The organism is Bacillus sp. SRL337 (genome assembly GCF_984799155.1).
On record NZ_OZ481793.1, the window covers coordinates 2254302 to 2275114 of the forward strand.

Consider the following 20813-nt stretch of genomic DNA (forward strand, 5'->3'; position numbering starts at 1 on the left):
TTCCCTCAACCTTAAAAAGACTTCCCAGAAATTCGGGAAGCCCTGGACATTGTTTAATCTTCAAAACTTACACTTAAGGATTGCTTTATTGAATTCAATCTGGGGTTCATTAAAAAATAAACGGTAAAAAACATATAACCGGTTCCTGCAATCATTAATAAGAATAATCCCGAGGTTTGTTCCCCGATGACACCGCCAAGGAAGTAACCCAAAGGGCTTAGAGAACCAAGCAGTGAAGAAATGAATGCAAAACCTATGCCCACGTGTTCTCTCGGCAGGTTCACTTGTATCAGGGTTTGAATGAAGATACTCAGAATGCCGATTCCCGCCCATGAAAGGGCAAAAAATAAATAGGGTACCAATTGTCTTTCGTTAAAGAAAAACGTCAGCTGCCAGAATATCCCGGACCAGAGAGCAGCGATCGGCAGGACACGGTTAAGCGGGAACCTTTCGATCTTACTTGAAAGAATCGTTCCTGACAGGGTGCCAATCGACATAGCAGTCAGCCAGAAGCCGTACTCTACAGACGTATCTGAGATGACAGGAAGCATTGCCAGACCCATTGTCGCAAGCAGATTCATTCCCATGAAACCAAAAATAATGCTTAACAGCCGGTGCCTGGATTTCACTACCCCAAATCCATCTTTGAAATCTTCCTTATATTGCTTGAAAAAGCCTAAAGTTGATTTCTCCATTTCTTTGGTTGACTTTGGTACCTGCAGATACACAAGAAACATCAATCCGATCATAATCAGTAAAATACTATTGCTGATATAAATGATTCCGAGGCCGGCAAAGGCAATCAGTATCCCGGAAACGGCATCACAAATGATATCGAGAGTCTGATAGGAAAATGAAAAAATCGAATTTACTTTTGTCAGCTTTTCCCGCGGGGCAAGCCGCTCAATCAGCGCACTTTCAGTTGGGTATGAACATTCTGATAATGACAAAGCCAAGAACATCATGAGGTATAACAAAGGAAGCCAGAGAAAGTCGGCATAGTATAGAATCGATATGACACTGACCATCAGCCCCTGGCCAAACATCGCCGCATAGAGAATCGTTTTTTTAGAAAACCGATCGATCAGCGGTCCATATAAAAATTGGATTGTCACCGGAAGAATGGCTATCGCACTTGTTAAGCCAACCAATAATGGTGAATCGGTCATGGATTTTACGTACCAAATGGTAGCGATCATATAAAAACTATCAGCAAAATTAGTTAAAATTCTTCCTATTAATAAAATGGTTAATTGTTTGTTCATCCTGCTCCTCCTTCAATTGAATAAATACCAATACGGCTGTTTATCAATTAAGGAGGCTTCCACACCTTAACAGTGCTCTAATGATCGAACGGGTTGAGATAGATTATTTGCACCATCATGTTTCACCTTTCTTTTCTTAATACGGTAATTATTTCATAATAATTCTGAACCTTCAACCTTTGTGTATTAGTGGCCTTATTCCCTTTACAGCCAGGCTGCCAAAGGTCCGGATATCATGAAGGTAATCGTCATTTCCATCACTATGTAAACTGTTGTACATCCTGACAGCCACAGCATTATATTTTGGAATCACGAGGCAGGCACATCCAGACGCACCAAGTATTTGATAACTTCCTTCAGGCACTTCTCCTCCTAATTCATCCTCTGAGTATGAAACCATTCCATCTTTGATCCACCAGTAGAAGCCGAACTTTGGCAGAGTCCGGTCTATAGTTTGGGGGCTCTGAATAGTCACAGCAAGGTTGAACACTTCTCTTGGGAGTACCAGCCTCCCATTCACTACACCTTTTTGCAAATGCAGATTACCCCACACCCCCAGTTCTCTCGCATTTACATAAAGGTTTCGATCATCGCCGAGAGTGGAACCTATTCTAATTGATGGATAAGTGCCAGGAGAATGGATATCACAGACAAACGTGCTTTTTCCCTCTGCGGCCCATTCAGTATGGGACAAGCCTAATGGATGAAACACTTTTTCGGAGATGATTTCATTGACTGTTTTTCCCGTAGCTTGCACAATGATGGCCGCCAGCAGATCTGGACGCTTTCCTTCAATCGAGGTTCCTGCTTCCACTATCCTTTGGACGCGGCTCCCTTTAAACTTCAGCCCGGTACTTCTTGTGACGAGATGCCTAATTGTCGTATTTCCCAAGACCTGTTTATCCAACTGGGGAAAAAAACTGCTGATCCTGTCTTCAAGGTCCAAACATCCCTCATAGATAGCAATCGCCGCTGCCAGTCCGATATAGGTAACCCTGGCCGAGTACACGTTAAATTGGGAATGGACATCAATTTCCCTAGCCCCCGGTTCAAAGTGGTGAGTGCCTGAATACCATTCATGTACAATCTCGCCATCTATCATGATGAGCAGAGCCGCCCCGGATGCCTTCATCTTTTCTTTTGCCTCTTCACTGTATTCCGTTAAATCATGGAAAGGTTCACTGGTCGTTGTTTGACCCATTCACTTCACCTGCTGTTTTTTAGTTAGATTTTTAAAAAAGAGCTCAATTTTTCTGATCAAGCTCTCAGTCTTTAAAGTTATTAAATTGGCACCGAACGATTCAGCAGGCTTTTCAAATAGCCTAGGAATACATCCTTGACCATCTCATTTTTGCCCAGGTCAATGAATGTATTTTCTTTGACTGCACTATACCCGCACACTTCTTCATACAGCATTGGCGAGCCGGTTCCGATTTTATAAAGTCTCTCTACTTCTAGGTCTTTCCCATTTACTTTGATATCGCTTATGATGCCTTCCTTAGTTTCCCATGTCACCCCGGAAAATGCTAAGGTTCCAATCGGAATCCCATGCGGACGGAATCCATTTCCGTAGACTGGCTTTGATGTAACCTCATCTGTATAACTATCCTCGATCAACTTAGCAATGTGTTTTCCTTGAAGTTCCATCAACACCGGGGAGTGCATGCTCTTGCAGGTATTCAGGACAGATCCTTTTGTCACATCACCTGCTTCTATCCCTCCAACAGCTCCTCCGCCATACATGATTCCGATTTCTGTATTCCATCGGTTCCGGAGGCTGTCGGCCATCAGTTGAATGACATTTGCATGAGAAAGCGGCTCGCTGGTTGTGAAAAGTACCTCTGAAAGAAATTGGTCGGTTTCCTTCCTGCCTTCTTCCAAAATAGCGTCCATGGCAGGATCCGGTTCGGAGTCAGCAGAGATCTCCACTAACTTGCCCTCAAAAGTATCGATGAGGTGGCGGCCCTCCCTGTCGACCTCGAGATTCAAGGACAATTCGCCTACATAAATTCCGTGAGAGCCTGCCTGCACGATCGGAATACCGGACTCTATTACAGGAGTTTCCAGGACGGTGTGAGAGTGCGCTCCAATGATGATATCAACGCTGCCGTTGATTTCCTTGGCCATCTCCTTATCTGCCCCAAACCCAAGATGAGATAGAAACACGATCAGGTCAGCCCCATCTTCTTTTAAACGTGCGGCAGTTTTCTTTACCACATTCAACGTGTCGAGGTTTTTGAAACCATGTTTGTTTTCATAGAGATCTTCGAATTGATCTGTAGCACCAAAAAGTCCAATCCTTGTACCGTTGGCTGCAGTGACAATGAGCGATTCCTTCACCCCGCCGATTAAAGACCCGTCACCTTCCACAAGGTTGGATAGCAACCATGGCACGCGGGATTGAAGGCTGAGTTTCCTAATCAATTCAGGTGTTGAGCGCAACAGTTCATTATTGCCGACGGACATGGCGTGGTACCCAGTTTCAGCAAGCATATCGAGATGCATCCTGCCTTCAGTCGCCAGACATTCATTGATGCTCATGTCCATGTGATCTCCGCCATCCACCAGGAGGAAGCTTTCCCCGTTCGCTTTCATTTGCATGACTCGTTTTTTTATGTAAGCTGCTTGTCTTAAAGCCTGGTCATAACTTGCGTGAAGATCGTTCGTATGTAAAATGGTGAGTTTTTTATTCATCTCTATTTCCCCCTCTTGCATAGTAAGTTTGGATCATTGTTAGATTTGGACTCTTTTTCTTATTTTCGAGAATTTGTGTGCGAATCAGCATCGGATTCGGATCTCGCTCCATGAAACTTGAGGTTTGGATCCGCCCCCCCTTTACTAGGTCCACTTCCCTTATTTCCCTTTTAACAGCAGCCATTTTTCTCAAACTGACTGCAGGTTAAATCGTTCATTTAATAAATTCAGGACGACTTCTACCGTATTCTCAATAAATTCATCGACCTCAACAGCCGTAAGATAGACGAATTCATGGTCTTCAGAGATCGTACTTGTCTGGTAAAACTCTGTAATGTTTTTGATCTGTGTCAAGGTCTGTCCTTTAGGAAAGATATCCAGATACTCAGGAAAATCAGTGATATATTGAAAATCTGTCCAGAAAATATTTTCCTTATGATTCTTCAAATACAGAAAATCCAGTCCATACCAATCTCGTTTAACAAGACGTGCGTAGTCCGGACTGTCCAAGATTTCCTGATAGACCTTTTCCTTTTTCTTTCTGGCCAGCAGTTTAAGCCATTCTTCATCTGTCACCAAATGGATGTAATAACCTAAATAATACGAGAACTCTTCAGACAAAAGTTCATTTTCACTCGTGAGATGTTTCTGATAAAAGGCAGCAGAATCCATTTTGCCGTCGACATAGGAATGAGTGATCTCTTTTGGAGGCACCGGTATGCCATCTTCTCCAATCAATCCACAATCAGGACCGATATTTCCCACGAGGAATCCATTCTTGGAAACAGGCAGATCCCTTTTCATTAATTCTTCTGTAATTCGAAAATGCGTAACCCAAGTAGCCACTATTTCTCTCCCCTTTTTTGCTTTATCTAAAAGTAATTCTAAATGATGGTATGAAATTCCTTTTTTTATGACGAAATAGTGGTGGCTGTGCTGCCTGTTGAGTTATCATGCCAATTCTTCTCGAAGTAACTCCATGAAACCATTTAAAGCGGTGTTCCAGTTCACTCTTTGCTGATTTTTAACCGCATAAAGCAGTTCATGAAAAACAGGCTGCAATCCATAAAAATCTTGCACTCTATTAAAGATGGCCTCATTCTCCCCGGATTGATAATGGGACAGGACCTCCCTTGTGAAATCAGGTCCGAAAGCCCAGTAAAGACCGGCAAAGTCGAACGCCGGATCTCCCAGTTGTGCATCTGTAAAATCAATGATCCCGTTCACCAGGCCGGTTTTTTTATTAAATATGATATTTGATGTGGTCAAATCACCATGGATGGGGACCGTTTGGTGAGTGGTGAACAATGAATCTGAAAAGAAGTTTTTAAACAGATTTTGAATGGCTGTTTTTTCTGAGGATGAGATATGCGGGAAAATAAAAGCCTCAACGGAGTCATTTAATTCTTCCCAATACTTCTTGGTGTGGACTGGGCGGATGTTCGTTTCATTTAACACTGAAGGTTCGATGCTGTGCAGCTTGGTGAGAAAGTCGCCGATTAATCGTGCATTATCCTGATGAAAAGAGGGATGAAGATCAGATTCTCCTTTTATGTAATCATATTTAACTCCGATAAATTTTCCATCCTGCAACACCATATCATATTCCGGCACTTTCAGTATGGGTTTTTTAACTATCAACTGATTCATTAATGCTGCCTCGTCGATCACCTTTGATGCCGTTTCTTTTGTTTTCGGAAACCGAAAGACAACTTCATCATTAACAAGTAAAATATCGTTATCCCAGCCATTGGAGAAGGATGTTACGGTATCTATATGTATTTCGGGATTCGTTTGCAATACGATATCGATCATTTGTTGGGAATTCATAAACCTGGTACCTCCGATAATTCTTTCTTGCTTAAAACATTATGGTACCCTTATGCCAACATCAGGGTTCCTACTTTATCCTGTACTTTAAAAGGTACATTTGAGTTTTAAATCAATAGTTATTTATAGTCATTATACTATTTCCCACAGAAAACTTACTAAACCCAGGCTCTCCAAATCCACCTTTCAGCATCCCATTCTAAGTTTAAGTAAAATGAAACTTACATGAGTGGAGAAATGAAATCATAAAAAAGCAATGAATGATCTAAATTAGATTTCAACTGCTTTAGAAGGTAACTTTCTATTAAATTGCTATAGTGAATAGACCTTTCATTGAGGATAGTTTTCCTGTCTTCAATCCCTCTCATCCCACTACTTTAGTCAGAAAATCTTCTCTTTTTCAATATCTACAACCACTTCGTCCTTTTTAACCCACTTTTGATATATACCTTTGTCTATTACAGTCATCCCTATATTTTCCCAAGTTTTATAATCACCAACCATTGTAACAATAGATATCATTTTATCTTTTTGGCTGACAACTTCAAACACATACCCCTTATAATGCGCCTTAATGGTTTTGTGATACATTTCTTGAATTTCATTTTTGTTAATAACTTAACAAAGAATCTATGGTTGTTTAATGACTTTTCAATAAGCCCATTTAATACATCGTTTGGGTCGTGGGAACGCAAAACAATACGCCTGTCGGCTTTAATTCCTGGAGAGTATTCTTTTCCATTAAATATTGCAAAAGTATTATTTTTCATAAGTAATTAATTTCCTTCTGAATATTTCTATTTTTAAAGTTGAGGTTGGGTGTCAAAATAAGCAACCTATTATGGCTACCATGAAATAGGATCCTAAAAAAAAAAATTGTAGAAGGGATACGTTATAAAAGGAAGGTAATGGAACCAGATACAGATTTAAGAACATATATAGCGTATTCAAAGTCGTTGCTCACATTTAAGCTTAGGAAGGAAAGTGATCTCTTACAATTGGGACAGTTTACCTGTCCCTACGTCCCATTTTTCTTCCCTTAACCGGGATATCTTCTCTTGAATGTCCCTCGACCGGGAATGAATAACGCTTTGAATGCTGTTCAATTCACTGTAGAGTCCCATATCGGCATCTCCCTTATAGATTAATCCAATAAAAAACCTTTAAATTCCAATTTCTATAGATATAGTACCACCCTTTTCGTCCCCTTCCTATACAGAACAGGGGGATATGACAAAAACAGGAATTTTTTCATCGTTCTTTTATATCGCGATTTTTCATTTTCAAAATTTTCCTGAACGCTATATGAGTCTTTGGTACTGTTAGTGGGGATTTTCGGTATTATTGAGATGGGTTCAAATAAGAGACAAATACGGAAGATAACATTTAACTGAAAGGAAATATAGCTGTCCAACCACTTATTAAAGGTTCTATTAAGTACCTAGTAGAGCCTTCATATACTCCTTAACAACAAAAAACCGCCAAGACCTCGTCCCAACGGTTTCATTTATTAAAGTTAGAGTCTTATACCCTTTGAAGTGATTTGGAAGTACTTTTGTAAGCCTTCACCCGGTTTCGTCCTTCTCTTTTGGCGGCGTATAATGCTTCATCTGCCCTGCCTACAGCCTCTTTGATTCGCTGGTTTGCTGAAGAAGAACTATGTTCAATAGAGGAAACGCCAAAGCTGGATGTCACATGAATGACATGATGGTCACTGCTGATCAGGTTGTCTGCGACTTCTTTCCTGATAACATCAGCAAGCAGGTACGCATCCATTTCTTCTCTGTCTTGTAAAAAGACTATGAACTCTTCACCGCCATACCGGCCAATATAATCATGTGGTTCCAAATGTTTTTTCGCTGTCTTTGCGATCTGGGTGAGAACGTAGTCCCCCATTTCATGCCCGTATGTATCATTCACCTTTTTAAAATGGTCGATATCAAATAGAATGAGAGAGCTGACGCCTGTTCCGAGATTCGCTTCTGCCTTCTCGTGAAAATATGTTCGGTTGTACACCTGTGTCAATCCGTCGTAGGAAGCCAGCTTTTTCAGCTTTTTCTGCAATGCAACCCGTTCTGTGATATCAGTGAAGGTAATGATCTTCCCTATTAAAGTGGTGCCTTTCCGAAAGACGGGAGAAAAGCGGATTTGATAGTTTTTGGTTACAGTACCTGCCTTGCTTTCAAAGTCACATGCGGCTCCAGAGCAGATAAGCGCGCCAAGGCCGCTGTCAACCGGGATTGCTTCATGAATAGGCTTTCCTACTATAAGCGGATTTAGTTTCGGCATGATCGGCTTCATAGCTTGATTATAATCGAGTATCGCACCCTTATGATCAAGGACGATCACTCCTTCGCTCATACTGTCAAATACCTTTTCCCTTGCAATCGGCAGGACATTGAACATTTGATAGGAAAATAGGGAAATGCCATGGAGAACGAAGGAAGCACTCATGGAAACAGGTCCAAGGTCAATTCCATAGGGGCTTAGTTCATTCAGGTAAAGGTAGTTAGCGGCAACAGGAACAAATAAACCTGAAATCATCATCATGATCTGCATTCTAAATCGAAGCTGGGGTTTTCTCAATTGGAAAAACAATGTTGCTATGCTAATGGACAAGCATAAGAACAGATAAAGCGAATGAATATAGAAAAATGGGCCATACTCCAAGTCAACAATCGTAATGGGAACACCTGTCCTCAATTCAACAGAGGAATAATAGAGATGATGCAGGCCGTTGGTATGATGCATGAACACCGTTATTATGGGAAGCAGGAACAATAAGTAAAGGTGGCGCTGCCTTAGTTTGTTTCCGGCCAATTCCAAACACATCCATAAGAGGAATCCAGGTATGAATGGCATCACCAAGTATTCAATACCGAGCCAGAATCTCGCTTCGTTCAAATTGCTGCTTAAAAGTTCAAATATATAAGTAAAGGCGAAGACTGCAGATAGCAAGGTGGCCAGCATGTATTGCCTGCCTCCGGGAGCTTCCCTCAGTTTTAAATAAGCAAAAACACTTAACCCGAGGCTCAACAACCCGGCAATTCCGATCAACAGTAAAAACAAACCAATTTCTTCAGGCATATCGGTCTCCCATATAGAAGGAATTTTTTTCAATTCATTATATAATGGACTGAAGGAAATAACTACATTTTTTTACCTTTAATAACGCTTTCGAAATGGCTCTTTGGTAATAATGCCGTAAAGGAGTTGAGTAATGAACCGGAAAAACCCCTGTTTAGCAAGAGAGAAAAGAGCTTCTCTCCTCGTTCAGAGCGAAAAACGTAGTATGCAGGAGAAAAATCCGGCTATTCGGATTTTTTCGGAAGCAACAATATATGCGAAAATAGCCTTTGAAATAAAAAAGACATTCATATAGTATGCGCCGTTCGTTTTCGTGGAGACACACTGTAAATAGCAAATGATTTTCAGTGATGCACCACTGAAATATACAGAAAATAGTCCTGATTTAACATTATAAATAGCACCCCTAAGAGCAGCTTGATAATGTCATTGTAATGATTATATTCATGTTAAAAAATCAACTTAAAAACTGTCGCATAGGAACAGTTTTCAAAATATTTATTTGACTGCCTTTTTTAAGGCTTTCCATTTGTTATAGACAAGCCTTTCCCATCGTGCTATCAAGCCGTTTCCATTTTTTCCAGTTTCAATTGCAGAGGTGTGATTTCTATGAAAATCTGCGACTCTTTTATTATGCTGACTATGGAGATGGTTGGTTTTTTCATGGAATTTAGCAACTCTCACGTTGTGTTCTTTTTCCCAAAGAGCAGCATTAACATTTTTCATTTATGTACCTCCTATTTATGGCTAAATTCATTATCATTAATTTTTAAAAGAATGATGTTGTTCAACGGGAACTATAGTTTAACAACATCATTCTTCAAGAAGAAAAGCTTGAGGCTGTGAAAGTTCCCTCAAGCTTTTTGTGTCATTTATCATGGTTGTGCTTTTAAAATTCACTCCACGTTATGGAGCTGCTTTGAATTGTCAGCTTTATCTTTCTTGATTCTGGTATGAAGTCAGATATTCTTCCAACCGATCCCACGTCTCAGTGATACCTTGTTCCATTCCCATTTCCAATACTGTTTTCAGTGCTTCTTCCGATCCATATTCTGCACGATTAATCAATTTGGTGCTGCTTCCGTTTTCCTCAAACAAAAGAGTGACGTTAGTCGAAGGCATTTCATCAGATTCAATTCCATCTGCATTGGAGAAATAGTCAATGTACGCAATCTTTTCGCCATTGGATATCTCTGTATAGACCCCTTTTCCCCAGGATTCAAATTCGTAAAAATCCCCCTGGTTTTTATCTGTGCATTTCATGCAATAATGCCAGGTTCCATCAACTGTGAAATCAAGATCACAATTGGTTAGAACCCACCCCCTTGGTCCCCACCATTGAGTAAGATGTAACGGCTGCGAAAATGCATCAAATACCAGGTCCTTGGGGGCAGCAAACTCGCGCTCCAAAACCAGTGTGTTACCATCTACCTTTGTAACCATTTTGGATATCATGACCATTCCTCCGATATTCATTTTTAAAGACTAAATGATGAAGATGCTTCCAGGTGGATAGTATGAAGAAAGCCTGATCAGTATTCTATATATACTATACTCAACCTTCAATGCACCTGTAAATAAAAATGTTGTAATTTTCACTAAATTATAACGTGATCAGGTTCATGACAATCTTCAGGGTTCCCTTTGTTCCCATACCTTCTTATTAAATATGTTCAGTTTTGTTAAAGTGGGCCGGCAATTCTGATTGTTGATTTTTCCATTTTTTGAACAATCTGATAGACTCTTAACTCTTCAAATTGTAAAATAATAGAGAGGATGTGTAAGGAGTGACGCTCATGCCTGCCTGTAAAAGCTGTGAAAATCTATGGACCTGGAAGGAAAGATGTCGACTTTCAAACTCCTTCTTGCAAAAGACCCGATACCTGTCAAGAATAGGCTGAATTACTTCTCGATGCTTTCTTTTCTCATTTGGTACTGATTTGTCTTTTTTCATGTTTCTCTTTAACTAACAATTTCAGCTGGATTCAATTTATGGTTATTGACGTTTATGACAATGCCGTTTGGACAACAAGAAGAACCTTTACGGTGAGAAGCAACAATGAAATTCAACTATTTTTTTCCGGAGGCGGGCAATGAAAAAAACCACTTGGATCCCTTTGGTTAGTGGATTTATGACAATGACAGTTTTATTTATTATGGGTTCTTTGGCTGATATCCCATTTCTACTGTTTAATATAGGTCCTAGTTTCATAGAGATTTCTTTTCTTCCAATTATATTTGGATTTTTGGCAGCCTGTGTTAGTGAAAAAGTAATTCATATGCAAAGCATTTCTTGAACGCTCAGTCTTACATATCGGATTTTTGTGGTTTCCAAACATAACGTTTCCCCACCATAGCAAATCCTGCTGATTCATAAAGATTATTGGGGGCAGGGAATTTTTCAGGCATCCCCGTGTAAACTGTGGCTTTTTCAGCGCCTAATGCTTTTGCAGCCATTAACTGCTCCCTCAGTAAGGCTTTGCTGATCCCCTTCTTGCGGAAATCGGGAAGGCATGACACAGCCTCAATGGTGACCAGTTTATTCTCTTCATCATATCTTCCGCTGCACAGGGCTGCCACGTGATGATTAGCCTCCATTGCGACCATATCCAATTCTCTCCTGTATGTGGAAGTTTCATAGAAATTATCCAGGATAACCTCATTAAATTGGATTCCATAACAGAGCTTATAAGCCTTATAGACTTCCTCTTTCTTTTTTACATGGGGAACAGTATCGGTATAAAAACCCTCGGGAAGATTGTAGTCAAATGTCTTATCCTTTAAATCGATGTCCCTTCTTACCCAGTACTCTTCCGTCTTCTGATATCCATTTCGCTGAAGGGCATTCTCATAGTCTGCATCCTCTTCATAAACTTCCCATTCTAAGCCCGGATCCCTTTCTTTTCCGATCTTGACTGCTTTTTCAAAGAGATGTCTATAGTGGGGGGCAAAACAAAACGCTCCTTCCTCAAGGAGTCCGACCAGAGTTCCTCCATCGAACCACAGAATGATGTGCTTTAACACCTCATCTACACTTTTAGGTGGGTTTCCCATTCCAGATGATAATGCAGACTGAAATTCAAAAAGCGTCAAGTTATCGTCAAATCTGGTTCCACCATTTTTGCAGCTGTTTATCAAAAACCTGCTGATCTTATCATAATCTTCATGACAGATATATTTTCTATATGTAATGGCCATGGGTTACCTCCTCATTTAATATGTATTTATAAAGGATTGCAGCTTCAATAGTTGTAAAGTGCTGGAGCCGAATCGACACTCTTCAGCCACAGGCGTTCCTTTCCTTTCAATCCATCCTTCATCCAAATGTCACCTTGAAGGGCATCTATTTTCGTTCGGTACCAGGTCAAGTGGGTATCAACGGCTTGGGGATCAAGGTCCAGCTCATCTTGGCTAGGGAATGTTAACTGAGTTTGCTGGCTGCTTTTTAGATTGATGCTATAAAGCGATGTATACATGGTTGGGACCGGTCCCTCTGTCCACTCTTTATTTTCCTTTGCACGGGCAACGACGACAGTGTCCGATAAATACCATTCCACATCAAGGTCCACGAAACCGGCTGGTGTGTATTCTTTTTGTTTAGTGGCAGCCGGAATGTCTGCAATCGTTGTTTTCTTATTCTCCACCATGAAACGCCCTTCTCCTGATATATAGACAAGTTGATTTTCAAATGGTGCCATTGAAACCAGTCTTGGAACCAAAGCATTTTTCCAATCACTTGAAAATCATCTCCGTTGGATGACAATACGCATAATGTATTGCTGTCATTCGACCAGGACGCCGTCGGAATGGCGAGGAAACCTATCCACTTGCCGTCCGCACTCCATTTGAAATCTTCTGCTGAGATAGCAAACAACTCTGGTTCCTTGGTTTCAATTGTATAAAAAGGGTTGATTTTTTCAGGCGATAGATTCGCGTCCACTGAAACTTTATAGAGATCGATCGGCCCCCAGCCGGCAGGTTTCAAGGAGGCTTGAGAAGAAACTAAAAAATATTTTCCATCCGGAAACCAGTCAAAGTCATCGACACCCAGTGCCACATTTTCAAACCCTTCCGGCCGGCCATCCTTCGATTTAGTAACATTTAGGACACCACCTGATGTGTAGGCCAAAACATTAGCTTGCGGTGACCACTTAAAATTTGTAGTTTCCACTGAAGTATAAGGCTTATAACTTTCTTTTTCTTTCGTATCATAAATATATAATTGTGATTTTCCCCCTTTATCGCCACCATCGATATAGGCGATAAGCCGGCCGTCATATGACCATTTAGGTGAATACACATACTGTCCCTTCGTCAGTTGTGTTTCGTTCTCCCCTTGCTTTAACCAGAGTTGGTGGTCTCGGACGAATGCGGCCTTGAACGGAATCTCAGCATGAGCAAAAGTCGGTGTTAGCAGAAATAAAGATAGGATAAGTACAATTCGTCGAATGATCATGGAAATCCCTCCTATTAAAAGGATGGACTTAAACGCTATGTTTATCCATTAAACACCTGATTTCAAAACGATTCTCGATCTATTACCAGGCGTTTATCCGTTAATCACCCTATTACAAAACAGTTCTCCCTCTATAACCAGGCGTTTATCAGCTAATCACCCTATTTCAAAACTGTTCTCGATCTATAACCAGGTGTTTAACCGTTAATCACCCTATTTCAAAGCGGTTTTCGATCTATAACCAAGTGTTTATCCATTAATCACCCTATTTCAAAACGGTTCTCGATCTATAACCAGGTGTTTATCCATTAATCACCCCATTTCAAAGCGATTCTCCCTCTAAAACAAGGTGTTTATCCGTTAATCTCCCATTATAAATGGTTTGGCTTTCTATAACCGGATGTCTACACCAATAACCGACAATAGGTGTACTACAACAACGGTTTCTCCACATTAAAAGTTACACCTTCAACAAAGCATAAAAGTACTTAACGTCCTCCAGAGAATTGCTTAAGTCGACAGAAGCGCCAATTGCAATGTATAGCGCAATCCCGGCAAATACAGCGATGAACGGACCGCTTTCTTTCAATGTCCGTCTGTTTTTAATAAAGAGAAAGGTTACAATTCCAGCTGAGATTAATAAGTAGGATACGGATAAAATGAGTTTCACCAGTTGGGACCCTCCGTTCTCAACCGCCATCCTGTAATGATCCAACTCTTCTTGGTTGGCGGAGTTTTCCCGAATAAGCATTGAACTGTCTTTGAAGCCCGCCTCCCATGTTAGTTCATCGCCTTCCTTATTTACAATATAGTGATAGCCAAATAGCTTGCCTTCACTGATGATACCTGAGAAGTTACCGGGATCTTCTTCTCCCTGCGAGCAGGATGCTGTTAGCAACGTTAAAAATATAAAAATAAGTAACAGTGTCTTTGATTTTCCTTTCATTTTGTCCATCCTCTCAGGAGCATCACCGGCGGAACTCCAATATTACGCCATCACCGACTTCTGAAGATTGTTTAAGCAATTCTTTATGTATTGTGTCAATCCAATAATATTGAACGGTTTCCCCAAAACAAGTCTTCACTTTCCATGCATTTACAACCTCATCGTTGCCTCTTTTTATTTTTTCTGATTTGATTACTTGGATGGTTATTTCAACTTCTGCTTCATTTATCGCATTAAAGGCATTAAACGTCATCGAGTACCCTTGCTCCAAAGGCAGCACCCGCAAAATGAGTTCAGCTGAAAAAGAGTCGAAACAATCTTTCGCATTAAAGCGGGAAACTTCTCCTTCTTCACTTACTATGTTTACTGTGCCATCCTTATACTCAGCTTTCACATGGATCTCTTCATCAACATAATCAGTGAATGATATCGGCTGAAAAGAATTTTTTTCAACTACCGTGACACCTTTTCGATTCCCTAAAACACCCGAAATTAGGATTTGAGTTCTTTCAATCGCTTCACCCCCAGCTAATTGAATGAATCGTATAGATTCAGTCGTAAAACCAACCCTTTTTTCCAAACCGTTTTCTATGATGAAAATTCCTTTTTTGTCTTGTGTTTCATATAATCCTTCTCCGGTTAAAGTTTTCAATTCGACTCACTCCCCTGTTCACTTTAAAAATTTCCGATAGACCTGGGTATTGTGCAGGGGCTGAAATCCCAGTGATCTATAGAGTTTTTCAGCTCCATCATTGCCTTCCACAAAACAAATGCGGATCACTTCGTACCCTTCTTCCAGCATTTTGTTCATGGCAAATTGAAGGGCTTTCCGTCCATACCTTTTCCCCTGGTATTCTGGAGCAACCATTAAGTTATCCACTTCCCCATTTCCCGTGGTGACGGAGGCCATGATTCTGTCGCCATCCAGAACAAGATATACCTTTTCTTTATGATTCAATTTGTACTTCTTTACACTGTCTTCTGAAGCAAGATAGGGCTTTAAATCATTTTTTTCATGCAGCTCATAGAATGAATCTTGTACAACTTTTAAAAAGCCCTCAAAAAACCGGTCCTCATATAATACGAAATCCAACTCCGCTTCTGGGAGCCGCCCTCCCCTATATACTAATTCAGGTGACCCCACCATTTTGTGAACGCCATTTTTTCCACAAAGGGAATCGGGTTTTCTTCCTCTGGTCTCATCGTCACACTCACAAAATCTACTTTATTTTTTAAAAGTGCCTTTTCCATTTCTTTGTATAACGAAGAGCCGATTCCCTTTTGACGTGCCGTCGGATCGACAAATAAACTGACCTGTGCAATCGTCTCCCCGTCATTCTCATATATGTCGGCAAAAGAAAACCCCTTTACGCCATTTTCTTCATATACCAAAAAATGTTCAGACCCTCTAATTGCTTCTTTCGTGTTCCCTGTTTTTTCGGCTATATCCCAATCTGCCATCTATTCTACTAATCTCTCGGTATCTCTTTTTTCATTCATTTTCCGGATCATTACTTCCGCCCCTTAAGTTCCGCCGTAATGACAATTATTTCAAAATATTCTCATTTATTCAATCCTTCTTTTAAAATGGCTGTTTTCGTATATAATGTTGCTTTGGGAAAAATCCCAAAAGCCTGACTGAGTTTTTCGCTCTAATCGGAGAGAGAAGCTCTTTTCTCTCTTGCTAAGCAGGGATTTTTCCGGTTCATTACTCCACTATCTATCGAAATTATTATCAACTAGCAACAAAGTTTACGAAAAGAGCCTTTAAAATAAAAAGGCCAATCCAGGTGAGGATAGGCCTTCTTCAAACAATTATTCAGATCCGAATGGTGCAAATTCGACAGACAACGTTTCCTCTCCCTGGATAACTGTACCCGGTTTGAGGTTCTGCTTCGTCAGATAGCCATCACCTTTCATTTCTATGGAAATGGCACTCAATGCAACAAACTTCTGGACATCCCTTAAGGACCAGCCTTTCATGTCAGGAACCGTAACCGCTCCATCTGTCTGCAGGAGTACCCTTTCTTTTTCCAGCAGGACATCTGCTGTAGATTGAGCTGCGACCTTTCCTCCATTACCAATGACTACAGGATTCAATCCTGCTTCTTTCAGGGTGGCTGCAGCTTCTGCGGCAGGAACTCCTTTCAAGTCGGGGATCTTTACGGACTTCAGCTTTTGAGCAGGAGTAGTCGTATCGATATTCAAGTACTTCAAGCTGTTTTGCATGACGGGATTAAAAACTTCCGCGACAGGAATCGAGCCTATTTTGCCTCCTAAATCAGGCTGCTGGATACCGACATAAACGACCAGCTTGGGGTCCTCTGCAGGTGCCATTCCCAAGAATGAAAAGAGATAGTTATCATGACCGATCATATATCCCGCTCCATCATGGTTCGGAATTTGGGCCGTGCCGGACTTCCCTGCCACAGAGTAACCTGGAATGGCAAAAGGTTTACCGGTACCTATTTCGGACGTGACCGTTGTGGCAAGATATTCCCTTGTTTTTTGCGCGGCTTCCTTACTGATTGGGTTTCCGCTTGAAATGGGTTCGTATTGTTTGACGACTTCTCCGTTACTGCCGTCCACAATCCTGTCGACCATATACGGTTTCATCATCTTGCCATCGTTTGCAACCGCGGAAGCAGCCTGGATCATCTGCATGGCTGTGACCGTCGTTCCCTGTCCGAATATCGTGGTATATCGTTCGATTGGATAGTCATAAAGAATCCGGCCGCTTGATTCGTTCTCCAATTCTAAGCCGATCTTCTTCCCGAATCCGAAAGCATCCAGATAATCGTGGTACCTATCCTGCCCGATTTGATCAAGCAGCTCGGCGAAAGCAACGTTGGAAGAACGCTGTACCCCCTGAAGATACGTTATGGTGCCCCATCCGGACCCTGCATTCCAGTCTTTGATTGGAAGCGGATTTCCTTTTACGTAAAATTCACCGGAGTTGTACGTGGCGTTCGGATTGAAAACGCCCGCATCCACTGCTGACGCAAGAGAGAAGGTCTTCATCGTCGAACCCGGTTCATAGGCGGTCTGCATGGTGAAGTTCGTCCAGCTGCTCTCGACCCCTTCGGTTACATTGCGATTGAACGACGGTCTTTGTGACACCGCAAGAATTTTCCCTGTTTTCGGGTCTGAAACAATCGCGAAGGCCTTAACAGGGTGATAAACGTCTGTCACATGGTTCAAGGCTTCTTCCACAAAAGATTGGATTTTTTCATCAATCGTCAGGTAGATATCACTACCGTTCTTTGGTTCTTTCACATGGGTATCCGAATCAGGAAGCAGATATCCCCATTTGTCACTTTCAAAATCGACTTCCCCGTCTTTTCCTTCGAGGAGATCATTATAACTTTTTTCTATGCCCAAAATGCCATTACTTTTGACTTTTCCATCATCCGAAACTTTTTGCTGGGAGATTCCGATCAAGTGGGTGGCAAAATTCCCATTTGGATACGTGCGTTTTGCTACTGTTTCGAAAAGGATACCCGGCAATTTCTCATTTTCTATGCTTTCTTTCGTGACAGGTGAGATATTTCTGCCAGCTGTACCAAACTCAACCTGAAACGGGCCCTTTTGGTTTAATCGATCAAGAATCTCCCCTTGGTCCATATCTATGTATTGTGAAAGGACCGAAGCGGTTCTTTGCTTGTCCACCACATGCTGAGGTGATTCGGGATCTGTCGTGACAGTATCTGATAGAATCGCAATCAACTTGAAGGTTGATGAATCTTCTGCAAGGATTTCCCCGTTTTTGTCAAAAATAGTTCCTCTGTCTGCCTCCAGGATCTTATTCTTCAAATATTTTTCCGATGCCTGGGCCGCTAAGTTGACTCCTTCCACTTCCCCTGAGACGGCTATGTAAGTAAACCGGGAAAATAAAATGAGAAAAACCGCTGAAAAAGCCAGGAACAAAACGAGTGCACCAATTCTTATTTCCTTTCTTTTCCCGTTCATAATACTCATCCTTTACTAGTAGTTTCCTATACTATTAGTCTACTACTTTCAGGAAATTAATTCTATAAGGTGAGAAATTTAGTGGAACATATGATTGGTTTTGTACTATATTTTTCTAATTTGCAATCCAAACGATTAATACTCGGGCAATTGAACTGCCAAAGTGGTTCTTTGTCCAACCGATCCATCTCCGATTGAGAGGATTCGGTCGTACATCTTAATGCCCTGGTATTCTTCATCGAAACCTTTCGAGGATTCAGCCAAATTTTCTCCCTTATCACCATATATCTTTTTACTATCATCGTTTTGTTGTGAAGGGTTGAAAGCGACACTGAGTTCATAGTGTGTTTCAAGATGGTCCCTCGCGAATTTGACCTCAAAGTTACCGTCTTTGTCCGTTTTCACTTCTGTTTCTTTTTCAATTTGTTGTGATTCTATATCCTTCAGCTGCGCAGTGATGACTGAATCCTTTTCAAGTGAACTTGTTCCATAAATGATGATATTTTTCCCCACGGTCTTAATGCTCCCCTCAAGTTCGACCTCTTTTTCCGGGGTGCTGCAGCCGGCTATTAATCCGATAAATAGTGCCCAACAGATCACTAATAAGTTCTTCATGTTTTCCCCCTATTTTTCTTTATATAGTAATTCAAAAGGTTGTTTTGCCACGACTGGTGCTTCATTTGTTTGTAGCGATTTGTTCACTTTCTTCTCTGCATTTGCGGCATCCCCCAACGCCTCTTCCAACCCTTTCCCCATTAAGCGGAAGGCGTATATCGTCAATGTAAATCCGATGCACGGTCCGATGATGATCCACTTATCAAGCATCAATTCGTGGTAAGATAAACCGATTAAACCTGACCATTCATTGGAAAGCGACATAGTGACTTTCTCTGCTGAATGAAGTCCATCAAATTTGGTGACTTCTTTTATTTTTCCGATCAGGATTTGAAACACACCTAGGTGCACTAACAATAATAGTGTCTGGACGACCTGCTGCGTAAATAACACAAATACCCGCGGCTGAAGGTGCTTCAGAATATGCCATTTAATCAGCCACCATTTACTTGCTCCTAAGGTTTTTGAGCAGGAAACAAAATCATTGTCCAGAAAAACTCGTATTTCGGCACCCAGAAATCCTATAAGAGGTCCAACACCGATGAAAACTAGAATAAACAGCTGCTGAATTAGCAATCGAGCCGCAGATACGTCCGGCAGGTTCACGGATATGAAAAAAATCATGGCCAACATTACTGCCGGAATGAACCGGATGGACCGTATGAAGGATTCAATGATAAAGGTGAGATTGCCCAGGTAAAGGATATAAACGATACTCCCTAAGACACTGAGAAGGATTCTTAAAATCGCTGCAGAAATCGCTATCACCACTGTATATTTGGCACCGTCGACCACCATCCAGAATACATCCCCTCCATAGCGGTCGACACCGAAAATGAATGGAAAACCCGGAGGATACGGCGGCACGTCCGATAGTGTATGATTCTCGCCATACATCATTTCCGGCGGCCTTGGGAGAATTGTATCCAGATAGACGGAATACAAGATACTTAGAAAGAGAAGAAGCACCACGAAAGTGAATCCAGCTAAAAATTTTCTGCTTTTTATAATATTCATAGGAGACCTCTTTCGCCTGATAGCCTGTTCGCCACCGATTTGCCAACATAATCCAGCAGGTATACAGGCAGGAAAATCATCGACAGGCTTACCACAAGAACCTCGGATGAATGGATATTCCTGTAAATGAAACGGAATAATCCATTCATGTTGAACAGGTATTCAATGATAAGGAGATTGGAAATGATGAACCATAATAGAAATTGAATCTTTGAGAAGACTGTCACACAGACGTTTCTGAATATATGAAAGACCAGTACTTCTCCCTTAGACAAACCTTTTGAATATGAAAATTCAACATACGCTTTATCCCTCTCTTCTTCCATTGCCATGGCCGTCATCTGGAACAGGATCACGAATGGAAGAATGGATGTAACGAGAATCGGCAGTAGATAGACATCTTCCGGTCCGCCTATCGGGTTGAGCAAGAGGACAGCAGATTTTTTGAAAATCCAGATGATTCCAAGCTGAATGGAAAAAATCAACACTACATCCGGAATCGATTCAATAAAAAAGAGGATCTTATGAACAAGGCTCCGGCATTTTGGAGGTAATAAGGAAATACAAAAGACCAAGAAGACCCCTGCCACAGTGGATAGAAGCAATACACAAAAAATTAATACAGCCGTATACCCGTATGGTTCGACTATCACTTCCATTAACGCCTGGTTTTTATAGTCGGATATCCGCACCCTTATGTCTTCAAAATGAAGCAGCAGAAAGAATAAATTGTTCAATCTATTGGTGAAGACGGAAAACCATTGAGGAGTGAATAGTAGAAAATACGTTTGGGCAAAAACAATGATAAACGCTATAAACAGAATGGTCATGGCTATTTCTGCCAACATCCTGCCCATAAGGAGAAGCACAGTGAAAATGCGGCCTCTTTTGGGAAAGCTTGAGAGTTCGGCACCCTTGTTCATTTCTTTCGACT

At 41.2% G+C, this 20813-nt stretch carries 21 protein-coding genes and 1 pseudogene; 2 read left to right on the forward strand and 20 right to left on the reverse strand.

Features of this window, described 5'->3' with window-relative positions; translation table 11 throughout:
- Positions 1-53 precede the first annotated feature (53 nt).
- From AC4E8A_RS11290 to AC4E8A_RS11320, 7 genes and pseudogenes are all read right to left on the reverse strand, one after another.
- A complete protein-coding gene (locus AC4E8A_RS11290; protein ID WP_490198612.1) occupies positions 54-1265 on the reverse strand; it encodes an MFS transporter in 1212 nt (403 codons plus the stop codon).
- Positions 1266-1437: 172 nt separating this feature from the next.
- The gene (locus AC4E8A_RS11295; protein WP_490198613.1) at positions 1438-2466 is read right to left on the reverse strand and encodes a serine hydrolase domain-containing protein; all 1029 of its coding nucleotides are present in this window, start codon (positions 2464-2466) and stop codon (positions 1438-1440) included.
- 80 nt (positions 2467-2546) lie between these two features.
- On the reverse strand, positions 2547-3959 hold the full coding sequence (locus AC4E8A_RS11300) for a bifunctional metallophosphatase/5'-nucleotidase (RefSeq protein ID WP_490198615.1): 1413 nt from the start codon (positions 3957-3959) through the stop codon (positions 2547-2549).
- A 189-nt stretch (positions 3960-4148) separates the two neighbouring features.
- Positions 4149-4805 (reverse strand): zinc dependent phospholipase C family protein, encoded by a 657-nt coding sequence (locus AC4E8A_RS11305; RefSeq protein ID WP_490198617.1) that lies wholly within the window; start codon positions 4803-4805, stop codon positions 4149-4151.
- A gap of 105 nt (positions 4806-4910) precedes the next feature.
- Positions 4911-5789 (reverse strand): aminoglycoside phosphotransferase family protein, encoded by an 879-nt coding sequence (locus tag AC4E8A_RS11310; protein ID WP_490198619.1) that lies wholly within the window; start codon positions 5787-5789, stop codon positions 4911-4913.
- A 381-nt stretch (positions 5790-6170) separates the two neighbouring features.
- Positions 6171-6559: pseudogene (locus AC4E8A_RS11315) on the reverse strand (hypothetical protein).
- A gap of 754 nt (positions 6560-7313) precedes the next feature.
- A complete protein-coding gene (locus AC4E8A_RS11320) occupies positions 7314-8876 on the reverse strand; it encodes a histidine kinase N-terminal 7TM domain-containing diguanylate cyclase (RefSeq protein WP_490198620.1) in 1563 nt (520 codons plus the stop codon).
- Between the two features lie 133 nt (positions 8877-9009).
- On the opposite strand from AC4E8A_RS11320, the gene AC4E8A_RS11325 reads away from it, so the two are divergent.
- Positions 9010-9171 carry a hypothetical protein gene (locus AC4E8A_RS11325; protein WP_490198622.1) on the forward strand — a complete coding sequence of 54 codons (162 nt, stop codon included), beginning with the start codon at positions 9010-9012 and terminating at the stop codon, positions 9169-9171.
- A gap of 203 nt (positions 9172-9374) precedes the next feature.
- On the opposite strand, the gene AC4E8A_RS11330 is transcribed toward AC4E8A_RS11325, so the two are convergent.
- A complete protein-coding gene (locus AC4E8A_RS11330; protein WP_490198623.1) occupies positions 9375-9602 on the reverse strand; it encodes a hypothetical protein in 228 nt (75 codons plus the stop codon).
- A gap of 207 nt (positions 9603-9809) precedes the next feature.
- Positions 9810-10331, reverse strand: coding sequence for an SRPBCC domain-containing protein (locus tag AC4E8A_RS11335; RefSeq protein ID WP_490198624.1), 522 nt, complete (start codon positions 10329-10331; stop codon positions 9810-9812).
- Positions 10332-10969: 638 nt separating this feature from the next.
- Here AC4E8A_RS11335 and AC4E8A_RS11340 point away from each other — a divergent pair.
- Entirely contained in the window at positions 10970-11173 is a 204-nt protein-coding gene (locus AC4E8A_RS11340; RefSeq protein WP_490198625.1) for a hypothetical protein, read from the forward strand.
- A 10-nt stretch (positions 11174-11183) separates the two neighbouring features.
- On the opposite strand, the gene AC4E8A_RS11345 is transcribed toward AC4E8A_RS11340, so the two are convergent.
- The 11 genes from AC4E8A_RS11345 to AC4E8A_RS11395 form a co-directional block, all read right to left on the reverse strand.
- Positions 11184-12074: a GNAT family N-acetyltransferase gene (locus tag AC4E8A_RS11345; RefSeq protein ID WP_490198627.1), complete on the reverse strand. Its 891-nt coding sequence runs from the start codon at positions 12072-12074 to the stop codon at positions 11184-11186.
- Between the two features lie 44 nt (positions 12075-12118).
- Complete coding sequence (locus AC4E8A_RS11350) at positions 12119-12352, reverse strand: hypothetical protein (RefSeq protein WP_490198628.1); 234 nt, start codon at positions 12350-12352, stop codon at positions 12119-12121.
- Positions 12322-13332 (reverse strand): TolB family protein, encoded by a 1011-nt coding sequence (locus AC4E8A_RS11355; RefSeq protein WP_490198629.1) that lies wholly within the window; start codon positions 13330-13332, stop codon positions 12322-12324. The genes AC4E8A_RS11350 and AC4E8A_RS11355 overlap by 31 nt, the downstream gene beginning before the upstream one ends.
- Positions 13333-13792: 460 nt before the next feature.
- Complete coding sequence (locus AC4E8A_RS11360; RefSeq protein WP_490198630.1) at positions 13793-14278, reverse strand: hypothetical protein; 486 nt, start codon at positions 14276-14278, stop codon at positions 13793-13795.
- Between the two features lie 22 nt (positions 14279-14300).
- On the reverse strand, positions 14301-14930 hold the full coding sequence (locus tag AC4E8A_RS11365) for a DUF3108 domain-containing protein (protein ID WP_490198631.1): 630 nt from the start codon (positions 14928-14930) through the stop codon (positions 14301-14303).
- Between the two features lie 18 nt (positions 14931-14948).
- Positions 14949-15371, reverse strand: coding sequence for a GNAT family N-acetyltransferase (locus tag AC4E8A_RS11370; RefSeq protein ID WP_490198632.1), 423 nt, complete (start codon positions 15369-15371; stop codon positions 14949-14951).
- Positions 15372-15403: 32 nt separating this feature from the next.
- On the reverse strand, positions 15404-15739 hold the full coding sequence (locus tag AC4E8A_RS11375; protein WP_490198634.1) for a GNAT family N-acetyltransferase: 336 nt from the start codon (positions 15737-15739) through the stop codon (positions 15404-15406).
- A 354-nt stretch (positions 15740-16093) separates the two neighbouring features.
- A complete protein-coding gene (locus tag AC4E8A_RS11380) occupies positions 16094-18247 on the reverse strand; it encodes a penicillin-binding protein (protein ID WP_490198636.1) in 2154 nt (717 codons plus the stop codon).
- 135 nt (positions 18248-18382) lie between these two features.
- Positions 18383-18862 (reverse strand): hypothetical protein, encoded by a 480-nt coding sequence (locus tag AC4E8A_RS11385; RefSeq protein ID WP_490198637.1) that lies wholly within the window; start codon positions 18860-18862, stop codon positions 18383-18385.
- Positions 18863-18871: 9 nt separating this feature from the next.
- Complete coding sequence (locus AC4E8A_RS11390) at positions 18872-19879, reverse strand: ABC transporter permease subunit (protein ID WP_490198638.1); 1008 nt, start codon at positions 19877-19879, stop codon at positions 18872-18874.
- The gene (locus AC4E8A_RS11395; RefSeq protein WP_490198639.1) at positions 19876-20802 is read right to left on the reverse strand and encodes an ABC transporter permease subunit; all 927 of its coding nucleotides are present in this window, start codon (positions 20800-20802) and stop codon (positions 19876-19878) included. Before AC4E8A_RS11395 ends, AC4E8A_RS11390 begins: the two co-directional genes overlap by 4 nt.
- Between the last annotated feature and the right edge of the window lie 11 nt (positions 20803-20813).

What these genes read in the sequence shown, in the direction of transcription:
- AC4E8A_RS11360 (WP_490198630.1), bottom strand. Translation starts at nt 14,278, where the DNA reads ATGAAAGGAAAATCAAAGACACTGTTACTTATTTTTATATTTTTAACG.
- AC4E8A_RS11320 (WP_490198620.1), bottom strand. Translation starts at nt 8,876, where the DNA reads ATGCCTGAAGAAATTGGTTTGTTTTTACTGTTGATCGGAATTGCCGGG.
- AC4E8A_RS11380 (WP_490198636.1), bottom strand. Translation starts at nt 18,247, where the DNA reads ATGAACGGGAAAAGAAAGGAAATAAGAATTGGTGCACTCGTTTTGTTC.
- AC4E8A_RS11290 (WP_490198612.1), bottom strand. Translation starts at nt 1,265, where the DNA reads ATGAACAAACAATTAACCATTTTATTAATAGGAAGAATTTTAACTAAT.
- AC4E8A_RS11310 (WP_490198619.1), bottom strand. Translation starts at nt 5,789, where the DNA reads ATGAATTCCCAACAAATGATCGATATCGTATTGCAAACGAATCCCGAA.
- AC4E8A_RS11340 (WP_490198625.1), top strand. Translation starts at nt 10,970, where the DNA reads ATGAAAAAAACCACTTGGATCCCTTTGGTTAGTGGATTTATGACAATG.
- AC4E8A_RS11375 (WP_490198634.1), bottom strand. Translation starts at nt 15,739, where the DNA reads ATGGCAGATTGGGATATAGCCGAAAAAACAGGGAACACGAAAGAAGCA.
- AC4E8A_RS11330 (WP_490198623.1), bottom strand. Translation starts at nt 9,602, where the DNA reads ATGAAAAATGTTAATGCTGCTCTTTGGGAAAAAGAACACAACGTGAGA.
- AC4E8A_RS11385 (WP_490198637.1), bottom strand. Translation starts at nt 18,862, where the DNA reads ATGAAGAACTTATTAGTGATCTGTTGGGCACTATTTATCGGATTAATA.
- AC4E8A_RS11350 (WP_490198628.1), bottom strand. Translation starts at nt 12,352, where the DNA reads ATGTATACATCGCTTTATAGCATCAATCTAAAAAGCAGCCAGCAAACT.
- AC4E8A_RS11325 (WP_490198622.1), top strand. Translation starts at nt 9,010, where the DNA reads ATGAACCGGAAAAACCCCTGTTTAGCAAGAGAGAAAAGAGCTTCTCTC.
- AC4E8A_RS11390 (WP_490198638.1), bottom strand. Translation starts at nt 19,879, where the DNA reads ATGAATATTATAAAAAGCAGAAAATTTTTAGCTGGATTCACTTTCGTG.
- AC4E8A_RS11395 (WP_490198639.1), bottom strand. Translation starts at nt 20,802, where the DNA reads ATGAACAAGGGTGCCGAACTCTCAAGCTTTCCCAAAAGAGGCCGCATT.
- AC4E8A_RS11295 (WP_490198613.1), bottom strand. Translation starts at nt 2,466, where the DNA reads ATGGGTCAAACAACGACCAGTGAACCTTTCCATGATTTAACGGAATAC.
- AC4E8A_RS11300 (WP_490198615.1), bottom strand. Translation starts at nt 3,959, where the DNA reads ATGAATAAAAAACTCACCATTTTACATACGAACGATCTTCACGCAAGT.
- AC4E8A_RS11335 (WP_490198624.1), bottom strand. Translation starts at nt 10,331, where the DNA reads ATGATATCCAAAATGGTTACAAAGGTAGATGGTAACACACTGGTTTTG.
- AC4E8A_RS11345 (WP_490198627.1), bottom strand. Translation starts at nt 12,074, where the DNA reads ATGGCCATTACATATAGAAAATATATCTGTCATGAAGATTATGATAAG.
- AC4E8A_RS11355 (WP_490198629.1), bottom strand. Translation starts at nt 13,332, where the DNA reads ATGATCATTCGACGAATTGTACTTATCCTATCTTTATTTCTGCTAACA.